The sequence below is a fragment of the Kitasatospora sp. NPDC096204 genome, from assembly GCF_044763205.1.
Lineage (GTDB): Bacteria > Actinomycetota > Actinomycetes > Streptomycetales > Streptomycetaceae > Kitasatospora.
The window spans coordinates 67,570-83,339 of sequence record NZ_JBIWFT010000030.1 but is presented as its reverse complement, the minus strand read 5'-3'; the positions used below and the strand labels follow the sequence as shown (position 1 = coordinate 83,339).

The 15,770-nt window shown below is 72.0% G+C and carries 11 protein-coding genes; 5 read left to right on the top strand and 6 right to left on the bottom strand.

Annotated features, from left to right (window positions below; all coding sequences use genetic code 11):
• Positions 1–156: 156 nt before the first annotated feature.
• Positions 157–4,497, top strand: a complete 4,341-nt coding sequence (locus ACIQ87_RS28420; protein ID WP_402411789.1) for a hypothetical protein — start codon at positions 157–159, stop codon at positions 4,495–4,497.
• A gap of 587 nt (positions 4,498–5,084) precedes the next feature.
• On the opposite strand, the gene ACIQ87_RS28415 is transcribed toward ACIQ87_RS28420, so the two are convergent.
• On the bottom strand, positions 5,085–6,488 hold the full coding sequence (locus tag ACIQ87_RS28415) for a hypothetical protein (protein WP_402411786.1): 1,404 nt from the start codon (positions 6,486–6,488) through the stop codon (positions 5,085–5,087).
• A 1,292-nt stretch (positions 6,489–7,780) separates the two neighbouring features.
• Here ACIQ87_RS28415 and ACIQ87_RS28410 point away from each other — a divergent pair.
• Both ACIQ87_RS28410 and ACIQ87_RS28405 read left to right on the top strand, forming a co-directional pair.
• Positions 7,781–8,074: a hypothetical protein gene (locus ACIQ87_RS28410; protein ID WP_402411864.1), complete on the top strand. Its 294-nt coding sequence runs from the start codon at positions 7,781–7,783 to the stop codon at positions 8,072–8,074.
• 41 nt (positions 8,075–8,115) lie between these two features.
• Entirely contained in the window at positions 8,116–8,676 is a 561-nt protein-coding gene (locus ACIQ87_RS28405) for a hypothetical protein (protein WP_402411784.1), read from the top strand.
• A gap of 83 nt (positions 8,677–8,759) precedes the next feature.
• Here the strand turns inward: ACIQ87_RS28405 and ACIQ87_RS28400 are convergent, their stop codons facing one another.
• The 5 genes from ACIQ87_RS28400 to ACIQ87_RS28380 form a co-directional block, all read right to left on the bottom strand.
• Positions 8,760–9,686 (bottom strand): hypothetical protein, encoded by a 927-nt coding sequence (locus ACIQ87_RS28400; protein WP_402411782.1) that lies wholly within the window; start codon positions 9,684–9,686, stop codon positions 8,760–8,762.
• Positions 9,687–9,833: 147 nt separating this feature from the next.
• A complete protein-coding gene (locus ACIQ87_RS28395; protein ID WP_402411861.1) occupies positions 9,834–10,469 on the bottom strand; it encodes a DUF7003 family protein in 636 nt (211 codons plus the stop codon).
• A gap of 125 nt (positions 10,470–10,594) precedes the next feature.
• Positions 10,595–11,830: a styrene monooxygenase/indole monooxygenase family protein gene (locus ACIQ87_RS28390; protein ID WP_402411779.1), complete on the bottom strand. Its 1,236-nt coding sequence runs from the start codon at positions 11,828–11,830 to the stop codon at positions 10,595–10,597.
• A 212-nt stretch (positions 11,831–12,042) separates the two neighbouring features.
• On the bottom strand, positions 12,043–12,795 hold the full coding sequence (locus tag ACIQ87_RS28385; protein ID WP_402411777.1) for a thioesterase II family protein: 753 nt from the start codon (positions 12,793–12,795) through the stop codon (positions 12,043–12,045).
• Between the two features lie 139 nt (positions 12,796–12,934).
• Complete coding sequence (locus ACIQ87_RS28380) at positions 12,935–13,561, bottom strand: AAA family ATPase (RefSeq protein ID WP_402411774.1); 627 nt, start codon at positions 13,559–13,561, stop codon at positions 12,935–12,937.
• A 182-nt stretch (positions 13,562–13,743) separates the two neighbouring features.
• Here ACIQ87_RS28380 and ACIQ87_RS28375 point away from each other — a divergent pair, with 182 nt between their 5' ends.
• Both ACIQ87_RS28375 and ACIQ87_RS28370 read left to right on the top strand, forming a co-directional pair.
• A complete protein-coding gene (locus ACIQ87_RS28375) occupies positions 13,744–15,294 on the top strand; it encodes an AMP-binding protein (RefSeq protein ID WP_402411772.1) in 1,551 nt (516 codons plus the stop codon).
• 165 nt (positions 15,295–15,459) lie between these two features.
• Entirely contained in the window at positions 15,460–15,642 is a 183-nt protein-coding gene (locus ACIQ87_RS28370) for a hypothetical protein (RefSeq protein ID WP_402411769.1), read from the top strand.
• The last annotated feature ends 128 nt before the right edge of the window (positions 15,643–15,770 follow it).

Here is a 15,770-nt window from a genome sequence, read left to right as displayed (position 1 = left end):
TTTCTCCCACCATCAGGCCGAACCTTCGCGCGCTGTGATCACAATGTGGCATCCGATTCGCCCTCCCATCCGGACAAAGACCTCCGCATCCGATCGGACCGTCACTGCCGGCTTGCATGATGGGGACGTCTGCGAACCGCACAGAAAGTGAAGGGGATGCACCGTCACAACGCCCACCGAATAGGGCGAACCACCCGGAGAACGGCAACCGCGCTGATCGCGGCCGCCGCCGTGAGCATCGCCGTACTGGGCCATGTCCCCGTCTATGCCGACACGGGAAGTCCTTCCGCCCCTCCTCAGGCCGACACCCCCGAACGGTCCGCTGTTCTGAAGGCCCGCCAAAGCGGCAAGCCCGTCGAGATCACCGAACGACAGGACGAGACGACCGACCTCGTCGCCAACCCCGACGGCAGCTTCACCCAACGCCGGCACGCGCGGCCGGTCCGTGCCAGGGTCGGCGGGCAGTGGCAGCCGGCCGATGCCACTCTCGAGCGCCGTCCCGACGGGACCATCACTCCGAAGGCCTCCGTCTTCCCCATGACCTTCTCCCCCGGCGGGAACACTCCGCTGGCGGCCATGCAGAAGGACGGCAAGTCCCTGGCCATCACGTGGCCGACGCCGCTGCCGCAGCCCGAGTTGAACGGCAGCACGGCCCTGTACCGCGACGTGCTGCCCGGGGTGGACCTGAAGATCCTCGCCGAGGCCGACGGTTTCTCCCACCAGCTGGTCGTCAGGACCCGCCAGGCCGCCGAGGATCCACGCCTGGCCCAGGTCACCTACGGCCTCAAGACCGCGGGCATTACCCTCAGTTCGGGTCAGGACGGCCGAATCGCCGCGACCGACGGCTCCGGCGGCACGGTCTTCACGGCGCAGGCCCCACGGATGTGGGATTCCCACGCCCCGGCCGCAACTGCCCAGCAGCCCGCCACGACCGCGCCCTTGCCGGTGGCCAAGAACGCGCCGGCAGCGGCCGCGCAGTCCGCCGACAGCACCCCGCCGTCGACCCCGGCCGCGCCCGGTGCCACCGAGCACGCGCCGAAGGCGATGGCCACCGAGATCACCTCGGACACGCTGCGGCTGACCCCGGACGCCGAGCTGCTGCACGGCGCGGACACCGTCTTCCCGGTCGTCATCGACCCGACGTTCACCGACGGCTGGCGCAACCGCTGGGCGGTCATCTACTCCGCCACGCCGGGCGCCGCCTACCCGGACGGGAACGGCTGGAACTCGGACAATCCGGCGGACGAGCCGCGCGTCGGCTACAACGGCAGCGGCAACACCCGCTCCTACTTCGAGATGAACACCCACGGCCTGGCCGGCGCCACCATCATGTCGGCGACCTTCCACGTCGAGGAGACCCACTCCTGGGGCTGCGACCCGGCCGCGGCAGGCAACACCGAACTCTGGGCGACTGGCCCCATCAACACCACAACGCCGACCTGGAACAACCAGGCCTCCTGGATCTGGCAACTGGACGCCAAGGCCTTCGCCCACGGCAACCCCACCTACTGCCCCGGCGTCCAGGGCGTGGACTTCAGCACCGAGAACCTGCGCGCCGTCGTCCAGGGCGCCGCCGACCGGGGCGACGACAGCGTCGCCTTCGGCCTGCGCACCCCGGACAATTACCTCGGCAACAAGAACAGCTACAAGCGGTTCAAGAACAACCCCTGGCTCGAGGTCACCTACAACCGGCCCCCGGTCCTCCATGACTACGCGGCGTGGGAGAGCCAGTGGACACCGGGCAGCAGCAGCAACGTCAACGTGCCGTGCATCAGCGACCCTGCGGCCTGGCCCACCGTCGGGCGCAACGACGTCGTCCTGACCGCCAGGATCTCCGACCCGGACAGCGACGTCGCCCTGAGCGCCAAGTTCGAGGCCTGGGACCACAACACCGGGCAGTTCTTCCCGCCGGTCTGGGCGAGCGCCCCCAACGGCTCCTGGGCCATCACGAGACTCGGCGCCGACAGCCTGCGTGACGGCGGCCGCTACAAGTGGCACGTCCAGGCCGAGGACGGCATCACCGGCTCAGGCTTCGGCCGTGACTGCGGCTTCAACGTCGACCGCACAGCACCGTCCAAGCCGACCGTCACCTCAGCCGACGGCCACAGCATCGACACCGAGGACGTACCCGCCCGCAACCCGCGCACGGTCAAGTTCGCCTCCAGTGACCAGTTCGGCCTGAAGGGGTTCTGCTACTCCCTCAACAAGCCCCTGCCCGTGGTCAACCAGGGCTGCGGCGGAACGTGGGTGGACGCCGGCCCGGACGGGACCGCGACCGTCACGATCACGCCCACCATGTATCCGACCAACCGGCTCACCGTCCAGGCCACGGACAAGGCCGGCAACCTCTCCCCCTACGACGGTTCGGACGGCGGCCCCAACTCCAGCACCAGGCTGATCACGACCGCGTTCCCCACCTTCGTCCACGACAGCACCGATCCGGCACTCGTCCGCGACCGTCCCGGCGACCTGACCGGTGACGGCCACGCCGACCTGGTGGCAGCTACCAGCACCGGCGAACTCGTCCTCTACTCGGGCCGCGGAGACGGCACCTTCGACCTGCCTCGGACCACCGCCAACCCGGGGTGGTCCGGCGCCCTGATCACCCACCGGGGCAACTTCACCACCCAGAACCCGGGCCAGACCGAGGACGGCTACGAGGACTTCCTCGTCAAGCAGGGCACCCGGCTCTACCTCTACCCCGGCAACGGCATGGGCGCCCCCGACGAGTCCCGGCGTGCCGAACTGGCCCACCCCAGCGGCGGCGACTGGTCCGCCACCAACCAGATCCTCGCGGTCGGCGACCTCGACAACCGTCCGGGAAACGACCTGGTCACCAAGGACGGCGATGCCCTCGTCCTCTACAGCGGTACAGCCGCAGGGCCCCTCGCCGGCGAACCCGACACCAACAGGCTGAAGCCCGGCACCGTCGTCTCCGCCTCCGGCTGGAGCGACTACGACGTCCTCGCCCCCGGCGACGTCAACGGTGACGGCATCCCCGACCTGCTCGCCCGACGCAACACCACCGACCCGAACGACGCCGAGTACGGGCGCGTCCGCCTCGTGCTCGGTGCCCGTAACGCCGACGGCCGCGGCTACCAGGCCGCCGCCCCCGCCACCGGCACGGTCTACGCCACCGGCCTCGACCCCCAGCACCGGCCCCTGATCACCACGCCCGGCAACCTGCACGGCAGCGTCGCCGACAGCGGCAGGGGCTACCCCCTGTTCACCCCGACCCCGGGCCAGACCACCGGCGACGTCCTCGCGACCACTCCAGCCGACTCCGCCACCCCGGTGACCTACTACACCCCGGACGGAACCGCCCAGACCACCACCTGCCCCACCGGCTGCCTGCTGATGTACCCCGGCACGCCGACCGGGCTCGGACAACCGCGCCTGGCCGCCCAGGGCAACCTGCACACCGTCACCGCACTCGACGGCGGACAGACCCTGCGCAGCCCCGCCACCACCATGACCCGCGCCGCCAACGGCACGCTCGTCGCGGTCAAGGTCACCGCCGACGGCAACCTGTGGGCGACCAGCCAGACCGGCACCACGGGCGGCTTCCGCAACTGGTACCAGCTCAGCAGCCAGGGCCTCCACACCGGCGACCCCGCACCGATCCTGTCGCCGGCCGCCGGCGGCACCGTCCACGTCTTCGCCCGCACCCGCGCCGGACAGATCGTCGACTACGCCCAGGCCGGCCCCGACGCATCCTTCAGCCCCGCTACGGCAGTCGGCGGCTCCGCGCCGGTCTTCGCCCGTGACCCCGCCGTCACCCTCACCGCCAACGGCAGCATGACCGTCACCGCCATCGACACCGGCGGCGACCTGTGGGCGACCACGCAGACCGCGCCCGGCTCCGCCTTCGGCACCTGGTTCAAGGTCAGCGCCAGCGGCGGCCTCACCGGCCGCACCGCAGCCGTAACATCCCCCGCGGGAGGCGGCACCGTCAACCTGTTCGCCCGCACCACCAACGGCCACATCGGCTTCTTCGGCCAGGGCAGCCCCACCAGCGGATTCAGCCCGGGCGCCTACCTCGGCACCACCTCGCCCGCCTTCGCCGGGGACCCCAGCGTCACCACCGCCTCCAACGGCACCATGGTCGTGGCCGCCATCGACGTCAACGGCGACGTCTGGGCCATCGACCAGGCCGCACCCGGAACACCGTTCCGCGAGTGGTACAAGATCAGCCTCACCGGCGGCACCAACGGAGCCACCAGCATCGTCCTGTCCCCCGGAGCCGGCGGCACCGTCAACCTCGTCGCCCGCACCACCAACGGCCACATCGCCCTGTTCGGCCAAGGAAGTCCGACCAGCGGATTCAGCACCGGCGCCTACCTCGGCAACCCGAACATGATCTTCGCCGGCGACCCGCGCGTCATGCTCTTCGACAACGGCGCCATGATCGTCACCACCACCGACACCGCAGGCACCACCTGGGCCATCGACCAAGGCTCACCGGGAGAATCCTTCCGCTCCTGGTACCAGGTGTAATCACAAGGACAAGAAGATCAACAGGTCGACCGGCCTGGCGGAACACGCCAGGCCGGCCGACCTGTTGCCGTAGATGTCACCGGGGACATCGAAGCAGGCGTGGCGCATCGGCACCGCGGCCTTCGCAGCGCCCAACGGGTCGTGTGGCACCGTCAGCCGAATCCTCGGAGGCGTTCTCACAGGGGGCCGTCAGCGACAGCGCAGGCGGCGGCACAGTCGAACGCTGGTGGAGGGCGACCGGAAGGTCGTGGACGAGCGGCTCGGCTTGATCTGCCCGCAGTGCCCAGCGGCGTCCGATCCCGTCCTTGAGCGCCTGAAGGCCGGTGGGCTCGTCCGGCTGCGGGACGGAGATCCACGGCTCGTCGTGCCGGGTGGTCACCCGCTGCCCGTGAAGGGCCGTGGCCGACCAGGCCGCTCAGCCCGTTACGGTGGCCAGTCCGGCGGTTCCGACATGTGCAGACGTGTGCGGAAGTTGTGGCATGCGGTCAGCAGGCGCCACTCTCATCCGGCGCCGTCCTCGCCGAGCTCGGCTCGAGCTGGGCGAGGACGGGGGGTCCCCGTGGAGGTGGTCGCCGGGGCCGGGTGGCCTACCAGTGCTCGTGGCGGTCGCAGCGCATGTCGTGCTTGTCGTGCTTGTCGTGCTTGTGGTGCTTGTGGTGCTTGATCTCGGTGGGATCGGTGGCGGTGTGGATGGTGGTGTCCCCGCCCCCGGTGACGGTCGCGCTGTTGGTGACCTCGTCGTCGGCCTTGCAGGAGACATCGACCTGCAGCGTGATGGGCGGGTAGCTGCCCCCGGCGGGAAGGGCATCACTGCGGGTGCAGGTGAGGGTATCGCGGTCGCAGGTCCAGCCCGTGCCGCTGATGCTGTCGGCTTTGAGTCCCGCGGGGAGGGTATCGGTGACGGTGACGGTGGTGCCGTCGGTTGCGCCGGGTCCGGTGTTGCCGACGGTGATGGTGTACTCGCCGTCCCGGCCTTGGACGAACTTGCCGGTGTGGGTCTTGGTGATGGTCAAGGACGGGGTGACCACCGTGTAGGAGATGATCACCTGACCGTTCTGGTTCGCCGTCCCGATCGTCGAGGCCGTATAGGCCGTCCCGGCGCCCGTCGGAGTGGCGAAGCTGCTGCCTCCGCCACCACCCGCGCGGCCGAAACCGCTGCTGCCGGGGGTGGCGGAGCCGCCTCCGCCGCCACCGAAGTACCCTCCGCCACCGCCTCCTCCGGCCCCGGCGGCCACACAGTTGCCGCCGGTGTTGTTGCCGCCGGCGCCGCCGGCGCCGACCGTGGTGCCGGTGAAGCCGCTCCCCGGGTCACCGGCGGCCGGCGTGCAGCCTCCCGTGGGGGTGGCCGCCGCTCCGCCGGCGCCGCCCGTCGCGGTGCTGGTGCTGCCGCCCTGCCCGCCGGATCCCGGCAAACCACCGCTGTCGGACGCTCCGGTCGTACCGGCGGTGGCGTCCGGTGTGCCGCCGGCTCCCCCGTCTCCCCCCGCGACCGTGCCGGCGAAGGGGGCGCCGCCGTCGGCACCTCCGCCGCCGGCGACGACGAGGAGGTCGGTCCCGGTGCTGACGCTGGACGCCCCGCCCCCTCCGGAACCCCTCCGGAACTGGCCCGTGGGCTGGCTCGAGGTACCGCCCGCGCCGCCGCCATTGTATCCGCCGGTGCCGGTTCCGTTGCAGCCGGCGGTGCCGGTGCCACCGACGTTGACGGTGTAGATCGTCGGGGCGCTGGTGACCGGCAGTGTGGTGACGACGCGCGCCCCCGTCCCCCCGCTCCCGGTGAAGCCACAGGCGGTGCCGGTGTTGTCGGCGCCGCCCGCGCCGTCCGCGGTGATGGTGACGACCGCGTTCGCGGGGACGGTGAGGGTCTGCGGCGTCCCGGTGAAGCCGAAGGTGAACGACGGATCAGCCCCTCGCGCCTGCACCGGGGCGGTGGCCGGCGCGGCCCCCGTCTGTGCGGCGGTCGCGGGCGTCAGTCCGGCGCCGGACAGGACCACACACAGTCCCGTCACCACCCCCCGCCCGCCGCCACTGCTCACGAGTTCCGACGCCCCTGCGGGCTTGGCCTCGTCTCACCTCCACTCCGGAGGGCGGTTGTTGTAGGGCGTGATGTCTGATCACGATGTCTCCTGACGTCCTGGCTTGGGTGAAGCCTGTTTCCGCCGTGCGGCAACGCGGCAGGCCATAGCCGACCAATCACTTATTGTGATTTCATTTGTGCGATAAGTGATGGCACGTGGGGCCGTATGGCTGCAGGGTCCGACCTGGTGGCGCGTCATCCGGACCTCGGCTTGAGCGGGGCTCGGGCTCCCTCGAATGGCGGACGTCGGTCAGGGTGGTTCAGCTTGGCGCCGGCCCTTGGTGGAGTCCAGCCAAGGTACGGGCAAGAGGGGCCATGACACCCGGAGCTGAAGGGCGGTCGCGTGGCGTTCACCGAGGCGAGGAGCGTCCCCGAACCACCCCGTCCAACCCCGCCCGTGGAGTGACCAACGCGTCGCCCCAGGTCAGCTGTATCCGTTGCTTCTGCAGCCGATGATCCGGCTACCCGCCATGCCGGCATCACGAGCGACGGGCCCCGGTTCGCGTCCCGGAGCCGCGGGTCACACCGGCAGGCCCCAGCCGGGCCCGTCCTCGTCGCCGAGCCAGACCCGCTGCCCGTCGCCGGTGACGGTGATGCCGAAGTGCTCCAGGTGCGGTGCGCCTGCCGCCTGCCAGGCTTCGACGGCGTCCTCGACCTGATCCCACAGGGGCAGCGGGCCACATTGGGTGACGGCCCATCCGTCGTGGCCGTCAGGTCGGGTGTGGGCCTGGTAAACGAGCCGACCCCGCCACCATCACCACCTGGACCGGCAGCTGGGCCGACCGACTCGCCGCACCCTCCGCCGAACGCGTCTTTCCACGGTCCTCGCCTCGATGCCCGGGGTCGGACTCATGACCGCCGCATCTCCGACGCCGTCCTCGACGCGGCCTGCGAGGCCCTGCGGCTCAGCGCGGGGGAACGCCGCTACCTGCGCAGCCTCGCCCGGTCGACACGCGCCGCCGGGATCCGCCTTCCGGCCTAACGACGGCCGGACCTGCAAGCGGTGCTCGACTCGATGGCCCTCACACCCGCGTACCTGGTCGGCCCGGGCAGCGCGATCCTCGCCTGGAACCAGCTCGCCGCGGCACCTTCTTTAACTTCGGGCGCCTGCGCCTGGAGGAGCGCGTCGTCAGCCGACTGGTCGTCACCGACCTGCGGGTGCGCCGACTCTAGGTCGTCTGGGAGGCCAAGGTCCGGGAAACCGTCGGCCTGCTGCGCACCGAGGTCGGCAGGCGGCCCCGAGACGCCGCGCTCGCCCGCGAGATCGGCGAGTCGCGCGAGCACAGTCCGGTGTTCCGACGGTTCCGGGACGAGCAGGCGGTGCTGGAGCAGGCCCATGCGACGCTGCTGCTCGGCTCCCCGGGTCCGACGGCGATCCCGGTGTACACGGCGGTGCCGGGGTTGGATTCCGAATCCGCCCCGCACCGGCTGGCACGCGCTGTCGCGCCGTCCGGCGAGTACGACTCTTCCGGGGCCGCGTCATCGATGAGACGCTGGATGTGAACTGTTCTTGCCCAGCTTGCTGGCAGCAAGAGGTGGTAATTATGAGTAATCATGCCGATCATGTGACGGGTTTGGATGCTCGCCGCCTCGGTTGGGCGATAGGAGCCGCCGCAATCGCTCTTCTGGGCGTCCTGATTGCCCGCCTGGCCCAGGGGGACATTTCTGATCTCCTTGGGCTCGGACTATTGGCTCTGGCCCTTCTGGTCCTGTGTGCTCTCCTAGTCAGCCCTGACCTCCTGGGTGACTTCGAAGTGGGTGGGATCTTCAAGGTCAAGCGGATCAAAGATCTTGAAGAAGGGATGAAAACGGTCTCCAAGACGGCGTTCCGCGGAATTTTGGGGAAGCATGAGCGCGCCCACCTCAGGAAACTGAACGGGCAGGAGGAGGACCGGGTCGACTATCAGCAGGGCCTCAAGCAGGAATGCGAGCGTCTGGAGGCCCTTGGGTACCTCCGGGCAAAAGACGGGAATCGCGGACTGCAAGCGATGAAAGACGAGGAGGGGAAAGGAGGATTCCCGCTGGAGAAATATGCCAGCATCACGGACGACGGGAAGGAATACCTCGATCTCTATGCCAAAGTAGCTCCCGAAGGTCAGCCGTAGACGCTTTCCGCCGGTTCGCGTCCGGGAGCCGGCGGGTTACACCGGCAGGCTCCGGCTGGGCCCGTCCTCGCTGCAGCCTCCTGTCAGGCAGTTCGTTCGGCACCGTAGTAGCCGTGGCGCAGCCGGAACCTCATAGGGTCGGTGCCGTCCGCCTGGATGTGCGCGATCAGCATCGACCGCAGCGGCTCGGCCAGGTCCTTGCCGTGCGCGGTGGTCCACTCGAAGGAGCTGAAGAGTTGGGCCGCGCCGTCGAGCTGGCCCGGGCTCGGCGTGCCGGTGGCGAGCGCCGCGATGATGAGGTCAGGGTCCTCGGCGAGCAGTAGCTGCTGGACCGCCATGTCGTACCACTTCAGGCCGCCGGTGGACTCTCTCGCGGGAACCCCGGCCCATGCCAGCAGGGCACGGATCCGCTCGATCCCGTCGGGACAGCCATCTTGGACGAGCGTGGCGAGCTGGACCTCGGCGTCGTGAAGCCGATCCGACCAGGCTTCCGGGTCACGCCCCGGCGGGTTGGAGACCTCCATGGCCGCGTCGCGCAGCCGGGCGGGCGCCGCCTGGAGCCAACGCAGCCGACGCCGGTCTTCCTCCGCCTCTTGCTCCGCCAGTCCCGCCTGAACCTCCTGCGATCCGGTCAGGCCGCGCTCCGCCAGCCACTCGGTGAGTGCCGGACCGTCCTGAAGGTCGGCATCGCAGTCACCGATGCCTCGAAGACCGGATTGGTGGTGCAGCGTCCAGCAGGCGATCAGCTCGCCCTTGACGTCATGCACCGTGATCGTCGGCCAGCCATCGCACAGGCACCGGTCGCCGGTACCACCGTCCACAATGGCCAGCACTCGGGCCAGGTCTGCAATCTCAGCACCGGTCACCACGATCCGCGCCACGCCGGCGGAGTCCGCCTCGTCAGGAGATCCCTCGGCGATCACAACACGCTCAGTACGGTTCAGCACCTCGCGGAGGCGCGCCGTTGTCGGAGCGCCCTCATCCATGCCCATCGTTCCCTCGTCGATCACGCCCGCGAGGATATCGGCGCCGATCCGGTGGCGGCCCGCAGGTTTCGTCGGACCGGCTTCGACAAGCCATCGCCGGCTTTCGTCCCGATGCCCCCCGGGTCCCGCACGACGGTGGCGGGGTGCCGCGGGCACGTGGGGGGGCGGACGTCACAGGCTTCCGGCGGCCGGCCAATGGGACCAATGGGTGTTCGCCGGGAGTGTGGGCCGGTAGCGGGCCGGGTCCCCGGAGTCCAGGACTTCGGCGATCATCCGGAAGGTCTCGTGCGCGCTGGGCTTGACGTCCCAGAAGTCCTCCGGTTGGTTCCACTCGTCGAGCCGCAGCAGCTCCGGCAAGTCGGAGGGGATGGCGGACCGCAGTTCCGTCTCGTCGGCCAGCAGAAGCCCCCTGTTCGCGGGCGCCAGCCTACGGAACACGTCCTGCAGTGGGGTGCCCGCGGCGGCGTCCACTGCCAGCGCGGTGCCGCGGACGACGACCGGCACCTCTCCCGCATAGACCTCGGTGCCCTCGGGATCGATCTCCGTCATGTTGTCCACCCGGTCCAGGAAGCCGCTGAAGCCGGGCTCGCCATGTGTCAGGCAGTTGCCGAAGCTGTGGACGACGTCGATGAGGTTGCCGCCGCGCGGGCTGTAGCCCAGCAGCTCGGCGACCATGGCCCAGCGCGTGCTGTCGCCGAACAGGCGGATCCGCGCGTCCACCGGGTAGTAGTAACCGTTGTCCAGGTCCGGGAACTCCGCCTTGTCCGCACAGAGATCGAACTGCCCGAGGATCGACGAGATGGTCATCACGGCTCAAGGCTAGGACGGGGCTTTCGGCCGCATGCCGACGGGAGTCCACAGTCGCGTTCGCCTGTTGCCTCGTGCGCGCGGCGGGGCCGGGCGCTGCGCGTACGAGGCGGGGAGTGGCGGTGCTAGCCGAGCGTGGCGAGGTAGGCGGCGGCCAGGTCGGGGGTGGCCAGCCAGGCGGCGTGGTCGCTGGGTTCGGCGTAGGTGTTGGCGAGCCGGCGGCCGACTTCCGGGTGTTCGGCGGCGGCCGCGAACACGCCTTGGAGGTGGTCCGGCACGGTCAGCATCGCGGCTGTGAACTCCACGCTGTGGCGGGCTTGTTGCTGCCAGAACCGCTCGGCGGTGCGGCACATCCAGTCGGCCGTGTACGGGGCGTCGCCGTGTTCGACGACGGCCCGGCGGTAGGCATCGGCCGCGCGGGCGGCGTTGTTGGCGCCCTGTCCGGTGATGGGGTCGGTCACCACCACCGCGTCGCCGAGGCCGAGCACGTGGACGGCGTCCACGCCCGAGCCGAGTTCGGCGACCGGGTGGCGGACCACCGGGGTGACCGTGCCGAACAGTCCGGCCCCCGCGTCGGTCGGCTCGGCCTCCGTCCAGAGTTCCGCCTCCCAGGGCAGGTACTCGCCCAACAGCTCGCGGATCCGGGCCAGTTGGACGTCCGGCGGCGGGGCGTCGCCGAAGGCGTCCAGCGGGCTGCCGGGCAGCGCCTCCCAGAGCAGGATGTCGCAGGGGCCGGAGAGGGTGAGCGCCGGCTGCAGGTACAGCTCGCCGAGGCCGGGCAGGGCGTTCATCCGGGCCCTCGGTCCGGCGGCCGGGTCCGGCGAGCCGACGCCGTGGGCGTACAGGCAGGACAGCGCCCGCTGCGGCCGGTCGAAGGGCGAGCGGACGGCGTCGCGTTCGAAGATCCCGGACAGGGCGCCGCGTCCGGCCGCGACCACGGTCAGCTCGTGCCGCAGGGCCAGCTCCTGCAGTCCGCCGCGGTCCAGCGTGCGGTACTCGATCTCGCCGCCGCGTTCGGCCAGCAGTTCCAGCCAGGCGGCCAGCTTGAGCCGCTGGTCCACCGACTGGGCGGGTTCGTCCAGCGTCATGGTGTACTCCAGCGCCCGCACGCCGGGGGGCGCCGCCAGTACGGCCTGCACCGAGGAGACGGCCGGCGCCTGCTCGGCCCAGAGGTCCAGCCCGGCCGCCGCCTCGATCCGCAGCGCCGGGCCGAACATCGCCTGGGTGGACAGCACCCGGCCGCCGCGCAGCTGCTCCGGGGTGCGCTCGGCGACCAGCGTCACCCGGTACCCGTCCGCCACCAGCCCGAGCGCGAGCTGGAGGCCTGCCTGGCCCGCTCCGACAACGGCGATCCGGCGCACGGTTTCCTCCCGGTGATCCACTGATGGTCCGTCAAGCAGGCACAGTAGTCGAGCGGGCACGCTCCGGTCATCGGTACTGGCACGCTGGTTCGAAAGTCGGAGAAATGTCCGGCGCGGGAGCCGACGCGGCGGCCGATCCGCGCCGGCGGCCGCTTCCGCCCGAGCGCCCCCGGCGCGCCCGGATGTGCCCGGGCGTGCCCGCCCGGACCGGCTCAGCCGCGCAGGTGCGCGGTGAGCACCTCCACCACGTCCGCGGTCCGGTCGGCCAGGTAGAAGTGCCCGCCGGGGAAGACCCGCAGGTCGAAGGCGCCGGTGGTGTGCCGCTCCCACTGGCCGACCTGGTCGACGTCGGCGTTCGGGTCGGACTCCCCGGCCAGGGCGGTGATCGGCAGCGACACGGTCGAGTCCGGGGAGCTGTGATAGGTCTCGATCGCCGTGTAGTCGGCCCGCAGGCTCGGCAGGATCAGCTCGCGCAGGGCGGGGATGGCGAGGACCCGCTCGTCCGTGCCGCCGAGCGCGGAGATCTCGGCGAGCAGTTCGTCGTCCGGCAGCTGGTGGATCCTGCTCGTCCGGGCCAGCAGGGGCGCGCGGCAGGCCGAGACGAACAGCCGGTCGGGGCCCTTCACGCCGTCACGCTCGAAGCAGCGGGCGGTCTCGAAGGCCACGGCCGCGCCCATGCTGTGCCCGAAGAAGGCGAGCGGCCGGTCCGCCCACTCCCGCAGTTCCCGGGCGAGTTCCTCGGCGAGCCCGGCCACCGAGCGGATCGTCGGCTCGGCGATGCGGTTCTGCCGGCCCGGGTACTGGACCGCGAGCACGTCGGCGTGCGGGGCCAGGGCGTTGGCGTACTCCAGGTAGTAGCTGGCCGAGCCGCCCGCGTGTGGGAAGATCACGATCCGGGCGGGCGCGGAGTCGGACGGGTTGAACCTGCGGAACCACGGATTCTCGACAACGGCGCTGCTGGACATGCGGGGTGTGGCCTCTCTCGGTGACGAACTCTGCCGGCTCCAGTCTGGCAGTGCCGGGCGCCGCCGCGGGGCCAACCGGCGATCATGGACCCCTGGTAGGCCGGTTCTCGCCCGTGGCGGCCCCGCCCGTGGCCGGTGGTCAGCCGGCGGGCCCGAAGCGCACCGCCTCGGCGCGGGAGCGGGAGACGGCGTCCAGCAGCAGCACGGACGAGGCCTCGGGCGTCGGCATCGGGCCGCCGGAGCGCACGTGCCGGGTGAAGGCCGCCAACAGGCCCTCCAGGCCTCGGCGGTGACGGGCGAAGACCCGGGTGGAGGCGCGCCGGCCGCGGGCCCGCTGGCCGTCCAGCGCGGTGGCGGCACCGACGTCCAGCAGCACCAGGTGCAGTTCGCGGCCCCGTCGGCCCGCCTCCCGGGCGAGCCAGCGCCGCATCCAGGCGCGGCTGCCGCAGTCGTGCACCAGCAGCGGACCGCCGCGGCGCACCGAGGAGCGCAGCAGCCGGAAGTGCTCCAGCCGGGCCCACGGCCGGTACACCGCGTACGGCAGGGCGGCGGGCATCACGGCCTCGCAGGCCTCGTGCACCGTCCGTGGGTCCACGGCCCGGACCGCCGCCCCGGACCAGCGCCGCAGCAGCGTGCTCTTCCCGGCCCCGGGCAGCCCGGACACCACCACGACGGCGCCGGCCGGGTAGACGGTGACGAACCCCGCCCCGTCCTCGCCCCGCAGATCGACCACGCCGCGCGGCGCCACGACCGCATCCACTTCCACCCCGCCGCCCACCAGCCCGAGCCCCCGTTCACGTCCGACCAGGACCCTAACAACAACCTCCGACACCGCTCACCCCTTGCCCGCGCGCGCCCGCCGGTGCCGGTGGGGCACCGGTCGCCGCAGTGCATCCGTGGGACCGGCCATCCACTAGGCTGACGCCCCGTCACACAGGAGGAGGGGCCATGGCCGAGGCGGCTCCGACGTACACCGCGCTGGTGCTGGACGGACTCGCGGGCGATCCCGGCCGGGTGGCGATCCGGTACGGGGACGAGGTGTGGAGCGCGCAGCGCTGCCTGGACCTGGTGCACCGCACCGCCCGGGCCCTGGAGCGGGCCGGGCTCGGACGCGGGGACGGCGTGACGGTGCTGGCCGGGAACCGGCCGGAGGCGTTGCTGGTGCGACTGGCCGCGAACCTGCTGGGCTGCCGGGTCGCGATGCCGTTCCCGGACTGGCCGGTCGCGGAGCAGGTCGCGCAGGCGGAGTCCGTCGGAACCTCCGCGCTGGTCTTCGACCCGGTCCGGTGCGCGGCGGCGGCCGACGGGATCGCGCGGGCCGTGCCCTCGGCCGTCCTGCTCGCCCTGGGGCCGTCACCGCTCGGGCTCGGCACGGACCTGCTGGGCCTCGCCGCGGCCTGCTCCCCCGCCCCGCTGGAACCCCGTTACCGGCCCGAGGACGTGATGGCGGTGAAGTTCACCGGCGGCACCACCGGGCGACCGAAGGGGGTGCTGCGCCGCTTCGCGCGCCCGCCGCGCCCGCGGCTGCTGTCCGGCTCGGTGTTCCTGCTGTGCACCCCGCTCTGCCACGGCGGCGGCACCACCGCGGACCTGGCCCTGGCCTCGGGCGGCACCGTGGTGATGCAGGACGGGTTCGACGCCGGGGCCGTGCTGGCCGCGGTGGAGCGGCACCGGGTGTCCCGGATGTTCCTGCCGCCGCACCTGCTGTACCGGCTGCTGGACCACCCGCTGCTGCCCACGACCGACACCGGGAGCCTGCGCCGGGTCGGCTACACCGGCTGCGCGCCCGCGCCACGGCGCCTGGCCGAGGCGACCCGGCGGCTGGGCCGGGTGCTGCACCAGACCTACAGCCTGACGGAGTGCGGGCCGGTCACCCGGCTGAGCCCGGACGAGCACCTGGCACCGCGCCTGCTGACCACCGCCGGCCGCCCGTACCCGGACACCGGGCTGCGCATCCTGGACGAGGACGGCGTCGAGCTGCCGCCGGACCGCACCGGGGAGATCTGCGTCCGGACGCCGACCGCGATGGCCGGCTACTGGCGCGACCCGGAGCTGACCGAGCGGGTGCTCAGGGACGGCTGGCTGCACACCGGGGACCTGGGCAGCCTGGACGCGGCCGGCTATCTGACGGTGGGCGGGCGGCGCGACCCGATGGCGATCGTCGAGGGGCGCCACGTCTTCCCCCGCGAGATCGAGGAGCCGCTGCGCACCCACCCCGAGGTCCGGGAGGCGGTGATGTTCACGACCACCGACCCGGACCGTCTGGAGCGGGTGCACGCCGCCGTCGCGCTGGCGCCCGGCTCGCGGCTGACGGCCGAACAGCTGCACCGGTGGGGGCGGGCGCACGGCTTCGGCCGGAGCGCCCCGGACACGCTCCTGCTGCTGCCCGCGATCCCGTTGAACGGCCTCGGGAAGCCGGACCTCGGCGCCCTACGAGCCCAGGTGGACGGCGGGACGGGACGGGCGGCCGCCACCGCTGGGGCGCGCGACATGGCGTGACGCGCCCTGTGAGTGCATCGAGCGCCCACGTGTGCGGTCTCTCGTGCGCCGCCCGGCGGGAAGAACCGTCCGTGGGCACTCGACCGTGCGGCCCGACCTGCCGATACCTCCCCGGCGGCGTCGCGCACGTCGCTGTGGGCCGCACCGTCCCCCGGGAGGCACTCCTTGACCTGGCTCCGCGTCCTGACCGCACTGGGCATCCTCGCCGTGGCGGCCAGTGCCCTGATCGTCTTCGCGCTCTGCACCGCCACCTCCCGCGGCGAGCGCGCCGCGCTGGAGGCGCCGCCCGACCTCCGTACGGACGCCGAGGGCAGCGGTCTGTTCCAGCGGATGGGCGGCGACGGCTGACCACCCCGGGAGGCGGCGGCCACCGCCTCCCGGACGCCCCGACTCCCGGGCAGCGCGCCCCCCCGGACGCCCCGCCTCGCGGACGCCCCGACTCCCGGGCAGCGCGCCTCCCGGACGCCCGTCCCCGG

What these genes read in the sequence shown, in the direction of transcription:
- ACIQ87_RS28420 (WP_402411789.1), top strand. Translation starts at nt 157, where the DNA reads ATGCACCGTCACAACGCCCACCGAATAGGGCGAACCACCCGGAGAACG.
- ACIQ87_RS28405 (WP_402411784.1), top strand. Translation starts at nt 8,116, where the DNA reads ATGAGTAATCATGCCGATCATGTGACGGGTTTGGATGCTCGCCGCCTC.
- ACIQ87_RS28395 (WP_402411861.1), bottom strand. Translation starts at nt 10,469, where the DNA reads ATGACCATCTCGTCGATCCTCGGGCAGTTCGATCTCTGTGCGGACAAG.
- ACIQ87_RS28385 (WP_402411777.1), bottom strand. Translation starts at nt 12,795, where the DNA reads ATGTCCAGCAGCGCCGTTGTCGAGAATCCGTGGTTCCGCAGGTTCAAC.
- ACIQ87_RS28375 (WP_402411772.1), top strand. Translation starts at nt 13,744, where the DNA reads ATGGCCGAGGCGGCTCCGACGTACACCGCGCTGGTGCTGGACGGACTC.